The following is a 20,029-nucleotide window of genomic DNA, read 5'->3' on the forward strand; positions in this document are numbered from 1 at the left end:
CGCTCCACCCACGGTTTCTCTGCTGGCGCCGGCCGGCGAGCCGCGGCTACAGGACGTCGTCGTAGACCTCGGCGAGCCGGTCGACGGCGTGTTCGACGCTCATCTCCTCCCGTCGGTCGAGACACCGCTCGCGGAGTCCCTCCCCGTCCCGGAGCACGCGCTCGATGCCGTCGCGGAAGCCACGGGTGTCGCCGGGCTGGAAGTGGTAGCCCGTCTCGCCGTCGTCGACGGTGTCGGAGAGGGCACCGCTGTCGACGCCGACGACCGGTGTGCCACACGCGTTCGCCTCCAGTGCCACCAGGCCCTGCGTCTCGACGGGACTGGGGAACGCGAACGCCGAGAGCGCGGAGTAGAACGCCGGGAGCTCCTCCCTGTCGAGGAAGCCGAGGAAGCGCACGTCGGCGTCCACGTCGGCCGCGCGCTCCTCCAGCGTGTCGCGGGCGGGGCCGTCACCGCCGAAGACGACGGTGGCGTCGATGCCGTCCACCGCCTCCAGGATGGCCCCGAGGTCCTTCTCGAAGCCGTGACGGCCGGTGTAGCCCACGAGCGGCCCGTCGGGGAGGCCGTGACGCTCGCGGAAGCCGTTGGTCTCGACGGGACGGAAGAACTCCACGTCGACGCCGTTCGGCACCACTTGGACCGGCGCGTCGACGCCGGACTCGCGCAGGTGCTCGCGGGCGGGGGCCGAGGGGACGACCACGGCGTCAACCCGGTTCATGTACCACGTCTCGTAGGCGAGCGCGGTCCGCTCGAGCGACGAGGCGACGCGGCTGGAGGTGAGGTAGTCGACGTACTCGGCGGTCGGCGTGTGGTACGACGCCACGAGGGGCGTGTCCTCGCGCCACGAGAGGTAGCGTCCGGTGAGACCCATCAGGAACGGCGTGTGGGCGTGGACGAGGTCGGCGTCTTTCGCGGGGTCGGGCACGCCTGGAATCCCGACGCGGAAGCCGTCGTAGAACGGGAAGTCGAACCCGCGCACCGGGTACTCGCCGGGAGCCGGGTCGTACGCGGGGGACGCCGGGTAGACCACGTCCATCCGACCGCCACGCTCGGCCCAGCGCTCGCGCCACGTGCGCACCGTGTAGGTGACGCCGTTGACCGTCGGGAGGTAGGTGTCGGTGAACGCGGCGACGGTCGGGAGGCTCATCTGCCGGTGGTTCCACGGTTCGCCGCTAAGGGGTTTCGACTTCGGTCAGGCGACTGGGTCGCCCGCCACGACGTCCTCGTACGCCGTCACGAGCTCCTCGCCCAGCCGGTCCAGCGAGTGCTTGGCGGCCGTCTCCCTCGCGTTCTCACCGAGTCGCTCGCGGAGGTCGGGGTCCGCGGCGAGTCGTTCGAGTGCCTCGCGGTACTCCTCGTGGGTCGAACACAGCAGGCAGTCCTCGCCGTCGGTGTAGTACTCGCGGAAGACGGGGAGGTCCGAGAGGACGACGGCCTTCCCGCAGGCCATCGCCTCCAGCACGGCGATACCCTGATTCTCGTCCTTCGTCGGGAACAGGTAGACGTCGCCCGCCCCGAACCCGCCGCGGATGTCGTCGACCCACCCCGTGAACGTCACGTTCTCGGGGGGGTTCTGGGTCCACTTTCGGACCGTCGGCGAGGCCTGCGGTCCCTCGTCGTAGTGGCCGAACCACGCGAACGCGTGGTCGGTCTCCTGGGCGAGTTCGCAGAAGCGCGTCAGTCCCTTGCGTTCGAAGACGTTGCCGACGGCGAAGACGACCATCCCGTCGAGGTCGTAGCGGTCGCGGTACGCCTCGCGGAGTTCTTCGTGGCCCTCGAGCCGTCCGGCGTCGACCCCGTTCGAGACGGGACGGATGGGCGCGTCGACCGGGTAGGACTCGAGGTTCGACTTCGTGTACTCGGAGGGGCACAGCACGAGGTCGGCCTGCGAGTAGAACCACCGCAGGTACGGTTCGAGCACGGGTGCCACCTCGGAGGAGAACCGGAACGACTCGCCGAAGTCCTCGGCCGTGACGTGGCTGTGGAGGACGAGCGGTACGTCGTTGCGCTTCGCGTGCCGGGCGACGGCCACCGACCCCGGCCCGATGACGTTGCAGTGAGCCACGTCGTAGGCCTCGAAGAACGGGTCCCCGACGGCCCGTCGGAGCGCCGCATCCGGGAGGGTCCCGCCGTTCCACGGCGAGGTCAGCAGGTCCACCTCGGTGTCGGCGAGCGCCTTGCGCTGGTGCATCGTCGCCGTCCCGATCCCCGACCGTTCCAGTCGGTCGGCCAGTTCGAGGTAGTTCAGCACGCGCATTCGTCACCCGATGCGATTCGGGGGCCGGCTATAGCCCTGTTGGCTCGCGCCTGCCTCAGTCCCACGCGGGGCGGTACTCCCCCGAGATGGGTGGCTCGCTCCCCACCCACTCGGCCCGGCCGGCGGGTGACTCCACGGTCACGGGCCCCTCGTCCGCCACCTCGTAGGTCAGCGTCACGTCCGACACCGAGCAGTGGGCGTTGTACCGCAACGTCTCGTCCGGCGCGCAGTAGGCGACCGGCTGCCAGTGCGCCGGGTCCGCACGCACCGTCGCGGTCAGCTCGACGCCCTCACCGCTCGCGCGGAACCGCCAGTGGCCCACGTCGTCGCGCAGGGTTCGGTTGTTCCGCAGCACGTGCACGAGTCGGTTGAGCGGGTAGACCTCGTCACCACGGCGGAACAGGACCGAGAGCGTCCCGTCGAGGTCCAGCGCCTCCAGCGACAGGGCGGGGTCCTCGAACCCGTTGCACTGCACCCAGCGCCACCGCTCGGGTGGGTAGGTCCCGACGGTGTGGCCCTGGTGCCCCGGCGCCTCGTCGAACGCGACGGTGTGGTCGCCGACCGTGACGGTGCCGGAGGTCAGCACCGACTCGTTCCGCGACCAGTGGCTCCCGGCGTCGACGAGTGCCCCGAGCAGTGCCGTCAGCGTCTGGCTCCGCAACGGTGTGAAGACGTACTCGTCCGGGTCGTGTTCGAGGTCCCACGACACCCCCTCCTCCGGGAGTGCCCCCCACGCGGACGAGGACGTGAGTTCGCCGCCCGTGTCCGCGTCGCCGACCTCGAGCGCGAACGGGTCGTCCCGTCGGTGGACGACGCCGAGGGGGAACGAGCGGGAGACGAACCTCGAGTTCTCGCCGTCGGTCAGGGCGGCCCACACGCGTCCCTCGCGTCGGCCCCCGGCCGTCGAGAGCAGCGTGTAGCGGTACCAGAACGCCCGCGAGCCGTCTCGCGGGCCGACGAGCCCGTACCACACCTCCCGGCCGCGCTCCCCCGTCGCCAGCGGCCAGTCCAGCACCGGCGCGTTCGGGTCACTCATGTCAGTAGCGGTGTCGGTAGCGGTGATAAGCGTTGGTGCGGCGGCGAGGGGGAGACTCAGTAGCTCCGAGCGGATTCGAACCGCTGTCATGGGCTGTCTTCCGGCACTACCCGTGAGTACGTCCCGTCCAAAGGCCCATATGATTGGCCACTACACCACGGAGCTTCGTCACCGGATACTGGCCCGGCGTACAATAGCGTTACTTTCGAACACCAGAATCGGGTCGCCCGAACGGGTCCGGGTCGTCGACGTGGAGCGTCGGTGCGGACTCCCACCGCTACGGCCGTCGGTAGGAATATCATACCACAGACAGTCCGGAGTCTGCGACGAACGGTGTGTTCCGCCCACGCCGGGGGGCCCAGCGCGGTATGCCAGCTCCTACCGGGCGGCAGGAGATGTATTACAAAGCCGGCAGCGAGACATTCCGCGGCCCGTATGAGTTCACTTGTGGTACTCGCGTTCGACGACATGGACGGTGCGGAGTCGATGCGCGAACGGATGTACGACTTCCAGCGGCGAGAGCTGATCACACTCGAGGACGCGGCGGTCGTCGTCCGCAAACCGAACGGGCACACGAAGGTCAAGCAGGCCCACAGCCTCGTGGGGTCCGGTGCCCTCGGCGGGGCGTTCTGGGGGACGCTCATCGGCCTGCTGTTCATGGCGCCGTGGCTGGGACTCGTCACTGGCGCGGCGGCCGGTGCGCTCGCCGGGAAACTGGGCGACATCGGTATCGACGACTCGTTCATCGAGCAGGTCAGCGAGACCGTCCAGCCAGGGGAGTCGGCGCTGTTCCTGCTGAGCCGCGACGCACAGCTCGAGCGCATCCGGGAGGAACTCTCGGACGTGGAGTTCGAGATAATCGAGACGAACCTCTCGCCGGACGACGAGACGCAACTGCGCGAGACGTTCGCGGCCGAGGAAGTGGCCGGCTGATGGCGACAGGGGGGTCGCTCGACGGAGTCAGCGTCGGGGAATCGACGAGGCGGGCTGGCCTCGTGAACGACCACTACTCGAACTAGCATGCGACTGATACAGGTCCTCATCCCGGAGGGGACGCGCGAGACGGTCCTCGAGGCACTCGACGAGGAGGGTATCGACTACGCCGTGTTCGACGAGGTCGGTCGCGGTGACTTCGAGGCCATGGTCCAGTTCCCGGTTCCACCCAGCGGGGTCGAGACGGTGATGGACCGACTGACCGACGCGGGGGTCCGGGAGGACGCCTACACCGTCGTGTTGCCGACGGAGACGGTGGTCTCCCAGCGGCTCTCCGCTCTGGTCGAACGGTTCCCAGGACTCCGTATCTCCCGGGAGGAGCTGTACGCTCGGGCGCAGGACCTCGCGCCGGCGAACTCGACGTTCTTCGCGTTCATCCTCCTGAGCACGATCATCGCGACGACTGGGCTGTTGCTGGACTCGGCGGCGACCATCATCGGCGCGATGGTCGTGGCCCCGCTGATGGGGCCGGCCATCTCGGCCAGCGTCGGGACCATCCTCGACGACGTGAACATGACCCGACGGGGCGTCCTCCTCCAGGTGACCGGTCTCCTCGCCGCCATCCTCACCGGGGCCGTCATGGGCTGGCTCCTCCAGCAGACCATCCTCATCCCGCCCGAACTCGACATCCGGACCATCCCGCAGGTCGCCGAGCGGACGAGTCCGAACTTCCTGTCGCTGTTCCTCGCGCTCGGGTCCGGCATCGCCGGCAGCCTGAGCATCATGCGGGGCTCCGGGTCGACGCTGGTCGGCGTGGCCATCGCGGTGGCCCTCATCCCCCCGGCGGCGACCTCCGGCCTCGGCATCGCGTTCGGACTGTGGGGTGTCGCTCTCGCGGCTGCCGTCCTCGTCCTCGTGAACCTGCTCGCCATCAACCTCTCCGCGCTCCTCCTCTTCTGGGTCGCGGGGTTCAAGCCGCTCGAAGCGGGCAAGTTCGAGGGTGTCAGGGCCTCGGTGTTCTCTCGCGTCGTCGTCATCGCCATCGGCATCGCCGTGCTCTCCATCGCCCTCGGAGCGGTCACGTGGACGACCTTCCAGACGCAGTCACTCGAGCGGCAGGTGCAGGTCGACATGGAACAGCGGTTCGCGGAGGCGGACATCGAGGGGGTCGAACTCGTCTCGGTGACGGTCGACTACGAGCCAGCCGACATGCTCGTCGGGGAGCAACCGCAGGTGAACGTGCTCGTCGGCATCCCGAGGGACCTCGATGCCCCACCCGACCTCGCGCAGCGGTGGGACGACGAACTGACCGAGACGCTGGGGCGGGACGTCGTCGTCAGGGTGGGGTTCGTCGAGGCACAGGTCTCGGAGAGCGAACCCCGGGACCCGCCGCTCGGATGGCCGAACCTCGCTGGTGGGGACCGGGCCCACGTCCACCCGACGGCCGCGTGACCGGTTCCGCCATCGACCGAGGGTAGGGTCCCCGTGGCGACGCTCTCGCCCTGACCCGACTCGACCCGTCCCTCGGGGGGCGTACCGGTCCGGCCCCCGGGACGAACGTCGGCTCCGAGGTGCTCCGACCGCGAGTGACAGTTCGAGTACCTGTTCTGTCTCACGATACGGACAGAACGACACCGAGGACCGTTATACAGTTCCTGTACGCAGTTATCAGGATACTTACTAATAGCGCCGGGGCGCTCGGGTCTGCCGTGGACGCTCCGTTACAGGGCACCTTCTGTGGACGACTCCGGTCGCTCCCGGCGAGTCGGCCGTCCACGTCGGCGCCCGGAGCGTCCGTCGCGGCTCAGGAGGACACGAGATGAGTTCCATACACGACACGCCACGGCCGTTCCGTTACGACGCGGAGGTCGACCCCGGCGAGGTTCGGCACATCCAGTACGAAGTGGGTGAGACGTACCTCGGCCGTCCGGTCGAGCTCCCGGTGACCATCATCAACGGCGAACACGCCGGCCCCCGGCTGTGCCTCTCGGCGGCCATCCACGGCGACGAGGTCAACGGCGTCAAGGTGCTCCAGGAGGTCGCCGACCGGTACGACCCGGCCGACCTCCACGGTACCATCGTCTGCCTGCACGTCGTGAACGTGCCCGGCTACATCGCCCAGCAGCGCTACCTCCCCATCTACGACCAGGACCTCAACCGGTCGTTCCCGGGGACTGAGGGCGGCTCGACCGCCTCGCGGATGGCCCGGGTCATCTGGGACCGGTTCGTCAGCAAGTGCGACATTGGGCTGGACTTCCACACCTCGACACGCAACCGGATGACCGTCTTCCACGGCCGGGCGGACATGGAGGACGAGGGCATCCAGCGACTCGTCGAGGCGGCGGGCATCCCGCTCGTCATGTCCGGCCAGGGGAGTTCCGGGATGCTCCGTCGGGTGGCGACGGAGAACGGCACGCCAATCGTCACCGTCGAGATGGGCGAGGCGAACCGCTTCCAGCCGATGCTCATTGACCTCGGCGTGCAGGCCGTCGAGAACGTGCTGGCGGCCTACGAGATGTACCCCGAGGCGACACCACGGCGACCCGAGTTCCAGAAGGTCCTCACGAGCGACGACCAGAAGAAGTGGATCCGGGCCGACCACGGCGGGCTCGTGGAGATGAAGTGGGGACCGCTGCCCATCGTCGACGAGGGCGAGACCATCTGCGTCGTCTCCGACCACTTCAGGACCGAGGAGCACGTGGTCACCGCCCCGTTCGACGGCTTCCTCGCCGGTATCCTGGCGAACCCCCGGGTCCTCCCGGGACACCCGCTCGTCCACCTCGTCGAGATAACCGAGGAGGACCGCGAGCACGTGCGCCGCTCCTACGAACAGGTCGGCTTCGCCAGACACGGCACCTTCCACTGGATGGGGAAGATGGGCGAGCAGTTGGCCGAACCGCTCCTCGAAGACGGACCGGACGAGCACGCGGACGACGACTGACACACCCAACCCATGGCAACTGCTATCGACCCCAAGATCGAATCGCTCGCCGAAGACGCGTACCTGTACGGCCTCCAACAGGTCATCTTCTACGAGACACGCTACAATTACACCCAGAAGGAGGACAGCGACGTCTACGTCGGTATCAACCGGTGGGACCGGCCCAACGACGGCCAGCCGATAACGGCCGACTTCGAGGAGATCGTCACACCGAACGCGACCACGCTCTACGCGATGGCGTTCCTCGACCTCCAGGAGGAGCCGGTCGTCGTCGAGATGCCCGAGGTCACGGACCGGTACTTCTCGCTCCAGATGATGGACCAGTACGGGCAGTACTTCCACTTCGCTGGTAACCAGTTCGACGGCACCGACGCCCGGTCGTACCTTATACTGCCGGACAGGTACGAGGGGCTGGTTCCGGGCGAGTTCCCCACGACCGACGTCGTCGACGCACCGACGAAGACCGTCTTCGCCATCGTCCGCTACGCGCTCCACGATCCGACCGACGACGCCGAAGTCGCCCACGTCAACGACCTCCAGGAGCGGTCGACCATCACCCCGCTGGGCGAGTGGCTCGAGAACGACCACGCGGGCGTGCCACAGGCGGAACGGTCGGTCGTCCCAGGGGACTACGCGACGGTCCCGCGGATGGACGACCTCACGACCCGGCAGGTCGAGAAACAGACCGCGGAGGACTTCTTCACCCTCCTCGACCTCGTCCTGAACGACCCGAGCATGTCGCTCGTCGACGATTCGCTGGCGGAGCGAGAGATGCTCGACCGGCTGGCAGCGGTCGGCATCGGGCCGGGGATGGACTTCGAGTGGTCGGCACTCGACGGCCCCACGCAAGAGGCGTTGACCACCGGGGTCCAGAACGGCTTCGAGACGGTCAAGCGGACGGGCCGAGAGCGGCTCCAGGAGGTGAACGGCTGGATGTCGTTCGGAGCCGTTCGACGGGGGGCCTTCCGGACCGACTGGCTGACCCGCGCGGTCCTCGCCGACTTCGGCTGGGGCGGGCCGGACTGGATCGGCTCGCACACCGCGTTCTGGGGTTTCACCGACGCGAACGGCGACCCGCTGGACGGGTCGAAGCGCTACACCATCACGTTCGACCTGGACGACCTCCCGCCAGCGACCCAGTTCTGGTCGATACCCATCTACGACGAGCAGGGCTACTTCGTCGACAACGAACTCGACCGCTACAGCGTCAACTCGTTCATGCTCGACGAGGGGAGGCTCCACGTCGACGGCGGCGAACTCGTCGTCTACGTCCAGCACGAGAGACCGAGCGACCCCGATGCGGCGGAGAACTGGCTCCCGGCGCCCGAAGAGGGCTTCCGCTTCACGGCCCGGTTCTACGGCCCGCGCTGGTCGCTGATCGACGGGTCGTACGAGATGCCCCCGGTGGTCCCCGAGGCGGAGTGACCGACGATGGCCGTCGTCCTGGAATCGCTCGCGACGCTGTCGGTGCTCGTGTTCGTCGTCACCAGCATGCTGGCGATGGGGCTCAGCCTCACCGTCGGCCAGATACTCGACCCGCTCGGTGACCTGCGGCTCGTGGCGAAGGCGCTGGTCGCCAACTTCGTCCTCGTCCCCATCGTCGCGTACCTGATACTCCTCATGATTCCACTCACGGAGGCACAGTCGGTCGGGCTGATACTGCTGGCGACGGCCGCGGGCGCACCGTTCCTCCCGAAACTCGTTGAGGTGGCGAAGGCCGACGTGGCCTTCGGCGTCGGCCTGATGGTGCTCCTGATGGTGGTGACGGTCGCGTACGTCCCCATCGTGCTCCCGTTCCTCCTGCCCGGCGTGCAGGTGAACCCACTGGAGATCGCCAGTTCGCTCGTCGTCCTGATGCTCCTGCCGCTGGCCGCCGGCCTGTTCGTGAACGCCCGCTACGGCGACACGGCCGAGCGCCTCCAGCCGACCGTGAACCAGGTGTCCACCACCGCGCTCGTGTTTCTGGTGGTGCTGATGCTGGTCCTCAACTTCGAGACGCTACTCAGCGTCGTCGGGACCGGGGTCCTCGTCGCGTTCGCGATACTCATCGCCGTCTCGCTCGCCGTGGGCTGGCTGCTGGGTGGACCGGCGGCGGAGACCAGGCCGGTACTCGGACTCGGCACGGCACAGCGGAACGTCGCCGCCGCGCTCGTGGTCGGGGCGGCGAACTTCGACGACCCGAACGTCGTCGTGATGCTCGTCGTCGGGGCGACGCTGATGGGCCTGCTCATCGTCCTCGCGGGCGAACTGGGACGACGCACCGGGCGACAGCAGCCGTTGCCAATCACAGAGGAGGCGACCTATGAGGACTGACCCGGCCACCGTTCCCCCCGTCACGGTCGGTCGGTGTCGTCACCGGACTCGCATCGGAGGGTGAGCGGTCGTGCTGTCGGCCCTCGGTCCAGTCGTCGACGCGCTGTTCCTCGTGCTGGGCCGTCTCCAGGGGCTCCTCGTCGTGATCTCCATCGTGTGCATCATGGCCGCGATGGGGACCCAGTTGACCCGCGGCGACGTCCTTCGAACCATCCGGGAGTACGCCCTCGTCACGCGCTGGCTGGTCGCGAACCTGCTCGCGGTCCCCCTGTTCGCGCTCGTCCTCGGCGTCGTGTTCGGCCTCCCAGAACCCATCCTCGTCGGCCTGTTGCTCGTCGCCGTCGCGCCCGGTGCGCCGTTCATCCCGCAGCTCGTCGCGATGACCGGCGCGAACTCCCACGAGGCGACCCGGCTGACCGCCGCCCTCACCATCGTCGCCACGATGACCGTGCCGCTGTTGGTCGCGTTCACGCTGGCGCTGCTCGACGTCGATACCCGCTTCGCACCCTGGCGGTTCCTCCTCCCGCTGCTGGTGGTACTCGTGGTCCCGCTGTTCGTCGGTGGGTACCTTCGAGACCGGAGGCCGGCGTTCGCATCGGCACTCGCTCCCCGACTCACGGCACTCTCCAACCTGACGCTGCTCGCGGCGCTCGTCGTCGTGCCGCTCTTGGACCCCGGAGCGACGCTCCGCGTGTTCGCCACGCTGCTCGGGACGGGGGCGCTGCTCGTGATGGCGGTGTTCGTGCTGCTGACGATCCTCGTCGGGTGGGTCGTGGGCGGGCCGACTCGCCAGAACCGACGGATACTCGCACTCGGGACGGCGGGGCGGAACGTCAACGTCGCGCTGTTCATCGCGACGGGTGCGTTCCCCGCCTCGGAGGCGGACGCCAGCATCGTCGCGTTCGCCGTGGTCATGCTGGTCGTGTCACTGCTCGTCGTCTGGTTCTGGCGGCGGAGCCCACTCGCCGAGCGCGTCGGACCGACCGCCGAGCAAGGATGAGCGGGTCGGGACAGTGTGGCCCCGCCCCGGAACCGTCAGCGGGCCACGGCGAGGGCCACCGTCCTCACTCTCTCGCCATGATACGGTCCAGTTCGGCCTCCTCGTGGACGAACGGCTCACCGCTGACGTCCACCGTGACGCGCGCGATATCGCCCGTGAACGCGAACGGCGTCTGCTCGCGGTAGACATCGGTGACGGCGTTCACGCTGTCCTTCCCACAGCTCAACCCGGCGGTGAGGCCGGTCGTGATGGGGGTCGTGACGGGCACCTCGCCTTCGCCGACCTGCCGGTCGTCGTAGAACAACCGGACGGTCCCGGGGACGCCCTTGCCGGTCGAGAGATCCGGTTCACCGGTCGCCTCGAACTCCATGCGGACCGACACGTCGCCCTCCGGAAGCGGCTCGTCGGCGACCACCTCGTACTCGTCGACGCCGACGTAGTTGTGGACGTACACGAGGCGGTTGTCCGTCACGTACAGACTGTAGCCGCCCGACCGGCTCCCGTGCGCGAGCAGGGCGCCTTCCGCACCACCGACCGGAATCGTCAGGTCGGCGGTGATGCTGTGGTCGCGGTTGAACACCTTGACCGCGGCGTTCTCGGGGATGTATTGGCCGCCGGGGTGGTAGACGTACTGCTCGCGCGGTTTCCCGGGTTGGGGGCGGGCCTCGGCGAAGCGCTGGACGCTGCGGCCGTCGAGCGGCAGCACGTCGTGCTTGCCGGCTTCGGTCCACCAGAGCTGGGCGAGTTCGAGCACCTTCTCCGGGTGTTCGCTCGCCACGTCGTTCGCCTCCGCGAAGTCCTCCTCGACGTGGTAGAGCTCCCAGCCCGAGTCCTCTATGGTGGTCGCCGAGAGGGCCTCGGTGGTCATCGGCTCGCCGAACGGCCACGGGCGGACGGCGCGCCAGCCGTCGTGGTAGATCGCTCGGGTGCCGAGCATCTCGAAGTACTGGGTGACGTGCTGTTCGGGGGCGTCGGGTTCGTCGAAGGTGTAGGCGAAACTCGTCCCCTCGATGGGCGACTGAGAGTAGCCCTTGACCTCCTCCGGCGGGTCGATGCCGACCGCCTCGTAGATGGTCGGGGCGACGTCGATGGCGTGGACGAACTGCTCGCGCACCTCGCCACGGGCGTCGATTCCCTCGGGCCACGAGACGACGAGCGGGTCGCTCGCGCCGCCGCGGTAGGTCTCTCGCTTCCAGCGACGGAACGGCGTGTTCCCGGCCCACGTCCACCCCCACGGGTAGTGGTTGAAGTACTCGGGGCCGCCGAGGTCGTCCATCGCTTCGAGGTTCTCCTCGAGGTCCTCGGGGACGTTGTTGAAGAAGCGGTTCTCGTCGACGGAGCCGGTCGGGCCGCCCTCTGCGCTGGCACCGTTGTCCGAGACCAGCATCACGAGCGTGTTGTCCAGTTCGCCGAGTTCCTCGAGGTAGTCGAGTACCTTCCCGATCTGCGCGTCGGCGTGTTCGAGGAACCCGGCGAACACCTCCATCATCCGACTGTAGAGGCGCTGTTCGTCCTCGGAGAGCGAGTCCCAGCGCTGGACGTCCTCGTTCTGCGGCGAGAGTTCGGTGTCCTCGGGGACGACGCCGGCCTTCTTCTGCTGTTCGAGGATCTGCTCGCGAGCCTGGTCCCAGCCCATGTCGAACTCGCCCTCGTACTTCTCGATGTACTCCTCGGGGACCTGGTGGGGGGCGTGACAGGCGCCCGGACAGAAGTACGTGAAGAAGGGTTTGTCGGGGTCGACCTGCTTGGCGTCGCCGATGAACTCGATGGCGCGCTGGGCGAGGTCCTCCGTGAGGTGGTAGCCCTCCTCCGGTCGTGCTGGGGGCTCGGTCTGGTGATTGTCGTGGATCAGCGCCGGCGTGTACTGGTCGGTGTCGCCGCCGAGGAAGCCGTAGAACCGCTCGTAGCCGCGGTTGAGCGGCCACTGGTCGTAGGGGCCGGCGGCGCTCGTCGATTCGGCGGGGGTGAGGTGCCACTTGCCGAGCGCGTAGGTGCTGTAGCCCTCTTCGACGAGGGCCTCCGAGACCATCCCGTTCTCGTGGGGGATGTGCCCGTTGTAGCCGGGGAAGCCCGTTGAAACCTCGGTGATGGCGGCCATCCCGTTCGAGTGGTGGTTCCGGCCGGTCATCAGGCACGAGCGCGTCGGCGAGCAGAGCGCCGTCGTGTGGAAGTTGTTGTACCGCAGCCCGTTCTCGGCGAGGCGGTCGATGTTCGGCGTGTCGATGAGGCCGCCGTAACAGCCCAGCTGGCCGAAGCCGACGTCGTCGAGGGTAATCAGCAGGACGTTCGGGGCGTCCTCGGGGGCGCGAGTCTCCTCGGGCCACCACGGTTCCGATTCGTCGTACGTACGGCCGATGTGGCCGTGAAATTCTCGTTCTGGCATACGTCTATGTCACGGCGCGTTCGGCCGAGCCGAGTCGGCCCCGCTCGGCACCGAACCGCTCGGACCGAGTCTCGAGGCTCCCCGGCGTCGAGCAGGCGTCAGCGCCGACAGCATGCCTTGGCGACAGCCGATTATAGTTATGAAACGCCGATGAGATGTAAGGGGACTCCTACTCTCGAGAGAAGCTCGAATCCTGGCGACACTGTGGGTGTAATCCGCACGCTGAAACACATAGCAGACTGAATCGGGGCCATCCGCTCACGGGGAGGAGTCGACTCGAGGCACACAGCCAGTAATGTAATATTACGATTACTTGGGCCGTCCTGTCGTCGACCCGTCTTCCCCCGGTCGCCGCTCGACGCCGTCGGGACGGGCGGGGGCGACCGGACGGTGACCGGGTCTCGGTTCAGTCGGCCGGTTCGCTCACCTCCAGCCCGAGGTCCTCACAGAGCAGCGAGCAGACGTCCGCCTCGGCGTCGAAGCAGTCCGGGCAGTTCGGCGACCGGTCGATGATGGTGTCCAGTCGCTCGCCGACCCGCTCGTCGATGACGCTCTCGAGCTGGCGGGCCTCCATCCGGAAGTCGTCCTCGACCTCCAGCACCTCGACGAGGAACCGCTCGATGATGCAGTAGGTCTCCAGCGCCGAGCGGGCCATCCGGATGCCGTCGTCGGTCAGCGAGACGCCCTTGTACTTCTCGTGGTCGGCGAGACCGCGCTCCTCGAGCTTCCCGATCATCTCGTTCGCACTCGCGGGTGAGACGCCGAGCCGGTCGGCCACCTTCCCGGTCGAGGCGGGGCCGTCCTCCTGTCGCTGGACGAGGTAAATCGCCTTCAGGTACTGGTTCTGCGTGTTCACGCCGACCACCTGTCGCTGTCGTTCGTGTTCATTCGCGTGCCTCCATCAGTTTCGTGACTCGTTCGACGCCGTCGGCCTCGTCCTCGCGGATACCCCGGAGCACCTCGAGCAGGTGCTCGCGGTCCACGCCGAACCTGACGTCGGAGCTCTCGATGGCTCCGATGAGGTCGTCGTAGAACTTGTAGGCCGTCTCCTCGTTGGCGAGCTGGTCGTACAGCACCCCGTCGGTGTTCGTGTCGGGCTCGTAGCGTGCGGCCACCAGCTGCTCGATCTCCTCGTAGGCGACCGGGTCGGCGTCGAGTTCGTCGACCAGTCGTTCCAGCTGGGCTCGGTGCCCGGCCGACTCCTCGGCGGCCTCCTTCAGCAGTTCGATGGTCGGCTCGTCCAGCTCGTCGTCCAGTCGCTCGTGGTGCTGGTGGGCGCGGGCCTCGACCACCTCCTCCAGCACCATCCCGATCTGGAGGAGCCGTGCGAGCTGGTGGTCCGACGCGACGGGGTACGAGAGGCTCACGCGCTCACCTCGCGGCCTCTCGCCGTCCGGTCGTCGGGCGGTGCGACACTCATGTCCACGGCTGGGGTTCGCGGCGACTTAAGGGGTTCCCTTGGCCGGGTCGCCACGACTTTTTCAGCCGTGCCCGAGAAGGCCCGGTATGTCCGAGGAACCGGCCGACGAGATGCGCGAGCGCTCACAGCGCAGCAGCGCCGCGCTCTACCTCCTGCTCGACGCGGACCGTCGACTGCTCGCGGCCGCCATCCTCGGGTTCGTCTTCGCCGGCGTCGTCGTGTGCTCGCTCGGCTTCCCGGACGCGGCCGCGGCGCTCCGGACCGGCGACCCGCTCGAGACGTCGTTCCAGGCGTTCATCGGGGCCACCGTCACCGGCGTCACTATCGTCCTCACGCTGAACCAGCTCGTCCTCTCGCAGGAGCTCGGTGCGGTCGGCGACCAGCGCGAACGGATGGAGGGCGCGATGGCGTTCCGCGACGACGTGCGCGACCTGCTGGGTGAGACCCCGCCCGCCGAACCCTCCGCCTTCCTCCGAGCGATGGTCGACGCCACGGCCGACCGAGCACGGGCGGTCCGGGACACGGTGACGGACCCGAGCGACGAACTGGCGCGACTGCTCGACTCGACGGAGGAGAACGCCGACACCGTGACCGACCGGCTGGAAGGTACGACATTCGGCGAGTTCGACGTGGTCCGGACCGCGCTCGACTTCAACTACTCGTGGAAGCTCTACACCGCCCGCCGGCAACTCGACGAGGGGGACTGCGACGACGAGACGACCGACGCACTCGAGTCACTCGCCGACGCCCTCTCGCTGTTCGGTCCCGCCCGCGAGCACTTCAAGACGCTCTACTTCCAGTCCGAACTCATCGACCTCTCGCGGACGGTCCTCTACGCCGCCATCCCGTCACTCGTCATCACCGTCTCCGTGCTGCTGTTCGTCGACATCGGCGACTACACCGGGACGCTGCTCGGCGTCGACCAAGGTGTCCTGCTGGTGGCTGCCGCGTCCGCCGTCGCGGTCGCTCCCTTCGCCGTCCTGCTGTCGTACGTCCTCCGTATCGCCACGGTGACTGGGCGGACGCTCTCCATCGGGCCGTTCATCCTCCGGGAGACGGACCGCGACACCGACCAGTAGGCGGGGTGAGAACGGGAGCACCGCGGTGGGTGCCTGAATCGGTGCGTGCCGGGCCGTTCAGACCGTCCGCGAGGCGAGATGTCGGTGGACACGTCCACCGAGGCTCGCGCCACTCACGCGGTGCGGGACGCGAGACGCGCGCGGATGACCTCCAGCAGGTCCTCGCGCAGCTCCTCGACCTCGATCTCGTCGAGCACGGGGACGTAGAACCCCTCGACGAGCATGTTCTTCGCCAGCTGCTCGGGGACGCCGCGGGACTTCATGTAGAACAGCTCCTGCTGGTCCACCTGCCCCACGGTCGCCGAGTGGCTCGCTTCCGTGTCGTGGTTGTTGATGATGAGCTTCGGGGAGGCGTCGGCCTCGCTCTCGTCACTCAGCATCAGCGTGTTCTCGCGCTGGTACGACGAGGTGTCCCAGGCCTCGCGGCCGACGTTCTGGACACCTTCGTAGACCGAGCGCGAGTCGTCGTCGATGACGCCGCGGGTGACGAGGTCCGCGGTCGTGTGTTCGCCCTCGTGCCAGACGCGCGAGTCGATGTCGAAGTGCTGGTCGTCGTGGCCGTAGAACGCCCCGACGATCTTCGTCTCCGAGGAGTCGCCCTCCAGCTCCACCTCGACGCTCGTCTTCGTCAGCCGGGAGCCGACGTTCGCGTCGACGATGTTGCAGGTGCCGTAGGTGTCGGTTACGCCGCGCTTGAGCTGGTAGTTGTACGTCTCCTGGTCGAGGTCCTGCATCGACCCGTACTGGACGTACGCGTTCTCACCCGTGGCGATCTCCGTGATGCCGGAGTAGTAGCGCGCGCCGTCGACCTCGTCGCCGGTCTGCTGGCGCTCCAGGATGGTGACCGAGGAGGACTCCTCGGCGACCACGAGCGTGTAGTTGAACAGCGACCGGGAGTTCATCGTCGTCCGCACCTTCACGTCCTCGGCGTTCACGCCCTCCGGGACGTAGATGACCGTCCCCGACGTGAACAGCGCCGTCGAGAGTGCCGTGAGGTAGTTCGTCTGCGGGTCGACGACGTTCCCGAACGCGGACTCGACGAGTTCGGGGTGCGCGTCGACGGCCTCCGCGAACGGGAGCACCTCGACGCCCGAGGGACCGACCTGGTCCTTCTCGTCGGACTGCGTGAGCGGGTCGACAAACGACTCGAAGTCTAGGTCCGCGAGGTCCGTCCACTTGCGCCCCGGCGTCTTGATGACCGCCGGGAACGCGAGGTCGTCGAGCGCCTCGAGGGCGTCCAGCCGCTGCTGGAGCAGCCACTCGGGCTCGTCGCGCCCCTCGCTGATCTCTCGTACCGTCCCTTCGGACAGGACGGACTGGAGTCCCGTGCTCATCTATCCGAGCGAGCCCTCCATCTCGAGTTCGATGAGGCGGTTGAGTTCGACCGCGTACTCGATGGGCAGTTCCTCCGTGATGGGCTCGATGAACCCGGCGACGATCATCTGCTTGGCGTCGTCGTCGTCCAGTCCGCGAGACTGGAGGTAGAAGACGTCCTCGTCGCCGATCTTGCCGACGGTCGCCTCGTGGGCCACGTCCACCTTCGACTCCTGGATCTCCATGTAGGGCATGGTGTCCGAGGTGGACTCGTTGTCGAACATCAGCGCGTCACACTCGACCGACGTGCTGGAGTTCTCCGCCCCGTTGGCGATGTGGACGAGGCCACGGTAGTTCGTGCGGCCGCCGTCCTTCGAGATGGACTTGGACTCGATGGTCGACTTCGTGTTCGGCGCGTTGTGGTAGACCTTCGCGCCGGTGTCGATGTTCTGGCCCTCGCCCGCGAACGCGATGGTGATGTGATTGTCCGTCGCCCCCGGGCCCTTCAGGATGGACGCCGGGTAGAGCATCGTGGCCTTCGAGCCCATGCTGCCCGAGACCCACTCCATCGTGCCGTCCTTCTCGACGATGGCGCGCTTGGTGTTCAGGTTGTAGGTGTTCTTCGACCAGTTCTGCACCGTGGAGTACTGGACGTGGGCACCCTCCTTGACGAACACCTCGACGCCCCCGCTGTGGAGGTTGAAGTGGCTGTACTTCGGGGCCGAACAGCCCTCGATGTAGTGGACCTCGCTGTTCTCCTCGGCGATGATGAGCGTGTGCTCGAACTGGCCCATCCCCTCGGAGTTCATCCGGAAGTACGCCTGGATGGGCATCTCGACGGTCACGTCCTCGGGGACGTAGACGAACGAGCCGCCCGACCAGATGGCACCGTGGAGCGCGGCGAACTTGTTGTCGCTCGGCGGGACGCACTTCGTCATGAAGTACTCCTGGACGATGTCGGGGTGCTCACGCACAGCCTTGTCCATGTCCATGAAGATGACGCCCTTCTCCTCCCACTGCTCCTGCATGTTCTGGTAGACGATCTCCGACTCGTACTGGGCGCCGACGCCCGAGAGCGCGTTGCGCTCGGCTTCCGGGATGCCCAGTTTGTCGAACGTGTCACGGATCTCGTCCGGGAGGTCCTCCCACTTCTCCGCGCCGCCACGGGTCTCGATGTCCGGGCGGATGTACGGGACGATCTCGTCGATGTCGACCTCTGAGAGGTCCGGCTGGCCGGGCCAGTCTGTCGGCATCGGCATCTGCTGGAACTGCTTCAGCGCGCGCAGGCGACGCTGGAGCATCCACTCGGGTTCGTCCTTGTCCTCCGAGATGACGCGGATGGTCTCCTCGGTGAGGCCCTTCTCGGACTTGAAGGCGGACTTCTCCTCCTTCTTGAACTCGAAGCGAGCCTCGGTGTCGGTCTCTTTGAGGTGGTCTTGATCTGAACTCATGATTTCGTGTTGGTGTGGTGTGTGGGTGTGTGGACGTTCACGCGGTCTCGTACACTTCCTCGCGGACCCAGTCGTACCCCTTGTCCTCGAGGTCCTCGGCGAGCGAGGCGTCGCCGGACTTGGCGACCTTGCCGTCGAGCATCACGTGGACGTGGTCGGGTTCGACGTAGTCGAGGATGCGCTGGTAGTGGGTGATCTGGAGGATGCCGGTCCCCTGCTCGTCGCGCAGTGCGTTGATGCCCTGCGAGACGTCCTGCAGGCGGTCGATGTCCAGCCCGGAGTCGATCTCGTCGAGCACCGCGATGCTCGGTTCGAGGATGGCGGCCTGGAGCACCTCGTTCTGCTTCTTCTCGCCACCGGAGAAGCCGGCGTTCAGGTAGCGGTGGGCGAACTTTTCGTCCATGTCCAGCTGCGCCATCTTCTCCTGGAGGAGCTGCTGGAACTCCGCGACGCCGACCTCGCCGTCGTCGGGGTTGCCCTCCATCGGGGAGGTGTCGTAGCCGACCTCCTCTTCTTCCTCGTCGTCGGTCTCGTCGTCGTCCTCGAAGAGCTCCTCGCGTTCCTCGAGCTTGGCGTTGAGCGCCGTGCGGAGGAAGTTGACCATCGTGACTCCCTCGATCTCCGCGGGGTACTGGAAACCCAGGAAGATGCCGAGCGCCGCGCGCTCGTTGGGCTCGAGGTCCAGCAGGTTCCACGTACGCTTGTCCTCGGGGATCTCGAAGTCGTCGCCGAAGTCACCCTCTTCCAGGTGGAGGAGTACCTCGCCGTCGGTCACTTCGTAGGCGGGGTGTCCGGCGATGATCTTCGCCATCGTGGACTTGCCAGACCCGTTCGGGCCCATCAGCGCGTGAATCTCACCGGACTTCACCTCGAGGTCGACGCCACGGAGGATGGTCTCGCCACCCTCCTCGGCGACTTCCGCGTGGAGGTTCTTGATTTCGAGCGTTGCCATGGTGTTAGGTCAGCCGAAACCTAGGGCGAAGAGGGGTTAATGGTTTCGGGTTCGTCCGTTCTGCTTCGTTCCTCGGAAAGAAATTTTGGCCCTGCGAGAACGAGACACGGGAGTGCCACCAAGCAGCCGGGAGTCGTGACACCCACAACACGCGTCAGCCCCCCTGCGGTTACATCCCCATGTCGCGTGCCGCCTCGGGGATGGGGAGGTCGGTGACGCCGACACCGAGCAGCTCCGCCGCGTGGTCGAGCGCCATGTCGAACCCGTAGTACCGCTCCAGCTCGTCGTCGTCGGCGGTCGGTCGCACCTTCAGCATCGCGTACCCCTCGAGGTTCTGGGCGACGGCGGCGGTCCGGCCGTCGCGGTCGAACTCCAGCAGTCGCTCCTCGGCGGTCTCCCGGTAGCGGGCGGTGATGCCGTCGGCCGCCGCCGTCGTCTCGGCCTCGTCGGACTCACTCATGCCACGGGGTAGGGCCGGGGGGTACCCCAACCCATCGGTTCCGGCGGGTCGGACCGCCTGTCCCGGCCGGGGCGCCCCCGCCGCGCCGTCAGGCCGCTTCCATCAGGTCGTGGACGTTGCCGTACGGGTCCTCGAAGGTTATCTCGGTTCCCCAGGGGTTCTCCATCGGTTCGCCGTGGAACGTCACCCCGGCGTCCAGCAGCCGTTCGTACTCGGCGTCGAAGTCGTCCGTCTGGAAGACGAGGTTGACGTGGCCGCCCACCTGCGACCCGACCCGCTCGCGCTTTGCCTCGTTGTCGGCCTCGACGAGTGCTAGCTGCGGGAACTCCTCGCCCGGCGGCGAGACGGTGAGCCACCGGCCGGCCTCCCCCTCCATCTCGAACTCGTCGTCGTCGCGGACGACGAGGCCGAGCGTCTCCGTGTAGAATTCGAGCGCCTCGTCCTGGTCCTCGACGAGTATCGTCACGTGTGTGATGTCGGTCAACATCTC

Annotated in this window: 18 protein-coding genes and 1 tRNA gene; 7 read left to right on the forward strand and 12 right to left on the reverse strand. The window is 67.5% G+C overall.

What is annotated here, in order from left to right:
- Positions 1-46 precede the first annotated feature (46 nt).
- The 4 genes from N0B31_RS03525 to N0B31_RS03540 all read right to left on the reverse strand — a co-directional run bounded on the left by N0B31_RS03525 (position 47) and on the right by N0B31_RS03540 (position 3,458).
- Positions 47-1,147 (reverse strand): glycosyltransferase, encoded by a 1,101-nt coding sequence (locus tag N0B31_RS03525; RefSeq protein WP_260594460.1) that lies wholly within the window; start codon positions 1,145-1,147, stop codon positions 47-49.
- Positions 1,148-1,192: 45 nt separating this feature from the next.
- On the reverse strand, positions 1,193-2,257 hold the full coding sequence (locus N0B31_RS03530; protein WP_260594461.1) for a glycosyltransferase family 4 protein: 1,065 nt from the start codon (positions 2,255-2,257) through the stop codon (positions 1,193-1,195).
- Positions 2,258-2,312: 55 nt separating this feature from the next.
- Positions 2,313-3,293 carry a tocopherol cyclase family protein gene (locus N0B31_RS03535; RefSeq protein ID WP_260594462.1) on the reverse strand — a complete coding sequence of 327 codons (981 nt, stop codon included), beginning with the start codon at positions 3,291-3,293 and terminating at the stop codon, positions 2,313-2,315.
- A gap of 60 nt (positions 3,294-3,353) precedes the next feature.
- Positions 3,354-3,458 (reverse strand) — tRNA-Gln (locus N0B31_RS03540).
- A gap of 303 nt (positions 3,459-3,761) precedes the next feature.
- Between N0B31_RS03540 and N0B31_RS03545 the strand changes: the two genes are divergently transcribed.
- The 6 genes from N0B31_RS03545 (at position 3,762) to N0B31_RS03570 (ending at position 10,480) form a co-directional block, all read left to right on the forward strand.
- Positions 3,762-4,226 carry a DUF1269 domain-containing protein gene (locus N0B31_RS03545; RefSeq protein ID WP_368389261.1) on the forward strand — a complete coding sequence of 155 codons (465 nt, stop codon included), beginning with the start codon at positions 3,762-3,764 and terminating at the stop codon, positions 4,224-4,226.
- A gap of 87 nt (positions 4,227-4,313) precedes the next feature.
- On the forward strand, positions 4,314-5,678 hold the full coding sequence (locus N0B31_RS03550; protein ID WP_260594464.1) for a TIGR00341 family protein: 1,365 nt from the start codon (positions 4,314-4,316) through the stop codon (positions 5,676-5,678).
- Between the two features lie 367 nt (positions 5,679-6,045).
- A complete protein-coding gene (locus tag N0B31_RS03555) occupies positions 6,046-7,167 on the forward strand; it encodes a succinylglutamate desuccinylase/aspartoacylase family protein (RefSeq protein WP_260594465.1) in 1,122 nt (373 codons plus the stop codon).
- A gap of 12 nt (positions 7,168-7,179) precedes the next feature.
- Positions 7,180-8,592, forward strand: a complete 1,413-nt coding sequence (locus N0B31_RS03560; RefSeq protein WP_260594466.1) for a DUF1254 domain-containing protein — start codon at positions 7,180-7,182, stop codon at positions 8,590-8,592.
- Between the two features lie 6 nt (positions 8,593-8,598).
- The gene (locus N0B31_RS03565) at positions 8,599-9,480 is read left to right on the forward strand and encodes a bile acid:sodium symporter family protein (RefSeq protein ID WP_260594467.1); all 882 of its coding nucleotides are present in this window, start codon (positions 8,599-8,601) and stop codon (positions 9,478-9,480) included.
- A 70-nt stretch (positions 9,481-9,550) separates the two neighbouring features.
- A complete protein-coding gene (locus N0B31_RS03570) occupies positions 9,551-10,480 on the forward strand; it encodes a bile acid:sodium symporter family protein (protein ID WP_260594468.1) in 930 nt (309 codons plus the stop codon).
- A 64-nt stretch (positions 10,481-10,544) separates the two neighbouring features.
- Here N0B31_RS03570 and N0B31_RS03575 read toward each other — a convergent pair whose 3' ends face one another.
- The 3 genes from N0B31_RS03575 to N0B31_RS03585 all read right to left on the reverse strand — a co-directional run bounded on the left by N0B31_RS03575 (position 10,545) and on the right by N0B31_RS03585 (position 14,230).
- On the reverse strand, positions 10,545-12,863 hold the full coding sequence (locus N0B31_RS03575) for an arylsulfatase (RefSeq protein WP_260594469.1): 2,319 nt from the start codon (positions 12,861-12,863) through the stop codon (positions 10,545-10,547).
- Positions 12,864-13,269: 406 nt separating this feature from the next.
- Positions 13,270-13,719, reverse strand: a complete 450-nt coding sequence (locus N0B31_RS03580; RefSeq protein WP_260594470.1) for a metal-dependent transcriptional regulator — start codon at positions 13,717-13,719, stop codon at positions 13,270-13,272.
- 28 nt (positions 13,720-13,747) lie between these two features.
- Complete coding sequence (locus N0B31_RS03585) at positions 13,748-14,230, reverse strand: ferritin-like domain-containing protein (RefSeq protein WP_260594471.1); 483 nt, start codon at positions 14,228-14,230, stop codon at positions 13,748-13,750.
- A 139-nt stretch (positions 14,231-14,369) separates the two neighbouring features.
- On the opposite strand from N0B31_RS03585, the gene N0B31_RS03590 reads away from it, so the two are divergent.
- Positions 14,370-15,362, forward strand: coding sequence for a DUF7972 family membrane protein (locus N0B31_RS03590; RefSeq protein ID WP_260594472.1), 993 nt, complete (start codon positions 14,370-14,372; stop codon positions 15,360-15,362).
- A gap of 113 nt (positions 15,363-15,475) precedes the next feature.
- On the opposite strand, the gene sufD is transcribed toward N0B31_RS03590, so the two are convergent.
- From sufD to N0B31_RS03615, 5 genes are all read right to left on the reverse strand, one after another.
- Positions 15,476-16,696, reverse strand: a complete 1,221-nt coding sequence (gene sufD / locus N0B31_RS03595) for a Fe-S cluster assembly protein SufD (RefSeq protein ID WP_260594473.1) — start codon at positions 16,694-16,696, stop codon at positions 15,476-15,478.
- Positions 16,697-18,127: a Fe-S cluster assembly protein SufB gene (gene sufB, locus N0B31_RS03600; protein ID WP_260594474.1), complete on the reverse strand. Its 1,431-nt coding sequence runs from the start codon at positions 18,125-18,127 to the stop codon at positions 16,697-16,699. It lies immediately after the preceding gene.
- Between the two features lie 37 nt (positions 18,128-18,164).
- On the reverse strand, positions 18,165-19,079 hold the full coding sequence (locus N0B31_RS03605; protein ID WP_260594475.1) for an ABC transporter ATP-binding protein: 915 nt from the start codon (positions 19,077-19,079) through the stop codon (positions 18,165-18,167).
- A 169-nt stretch (positions 19,080-19,248) separates the two neighbouring features.
- On the reverse strand, positions 19,249-19,539 hold the full coding sequence (locus N0B31_RS03610; RefSeq protein ID WP_260594476.1) for a DUF7111 family protein: 291 nt from the start codon (positions 19,537-19,539) through the stop codon (positions 19,249-19,251).
- A gap of 88 nt (positions 19,540-19,627) precedes the next feature.
- The gene (locus N0B31_RS03615) at positions 19,628-20,026 is read right to left on the reverse strand and encodes a VOC family protein (protein WP_260594477.1); all 399 of its coding nucleotides are present in this window, start codon (positions 20,024-20,026) and stop codon (positions 19,628-19,630) included.
- Between the last annotated feature and the right edge of the window lie 3 nt (positions 20,027-20,029).

The organism is Salinirubellus salinus (assembly GCF_025231485.1).
Classification (GTDB): domain Archaea; phylum Halobacteriota; class Halobacteria; order Halobacteriales; family Haloarculaceae; genus Salinirubellus; species Salinirubellus salinus.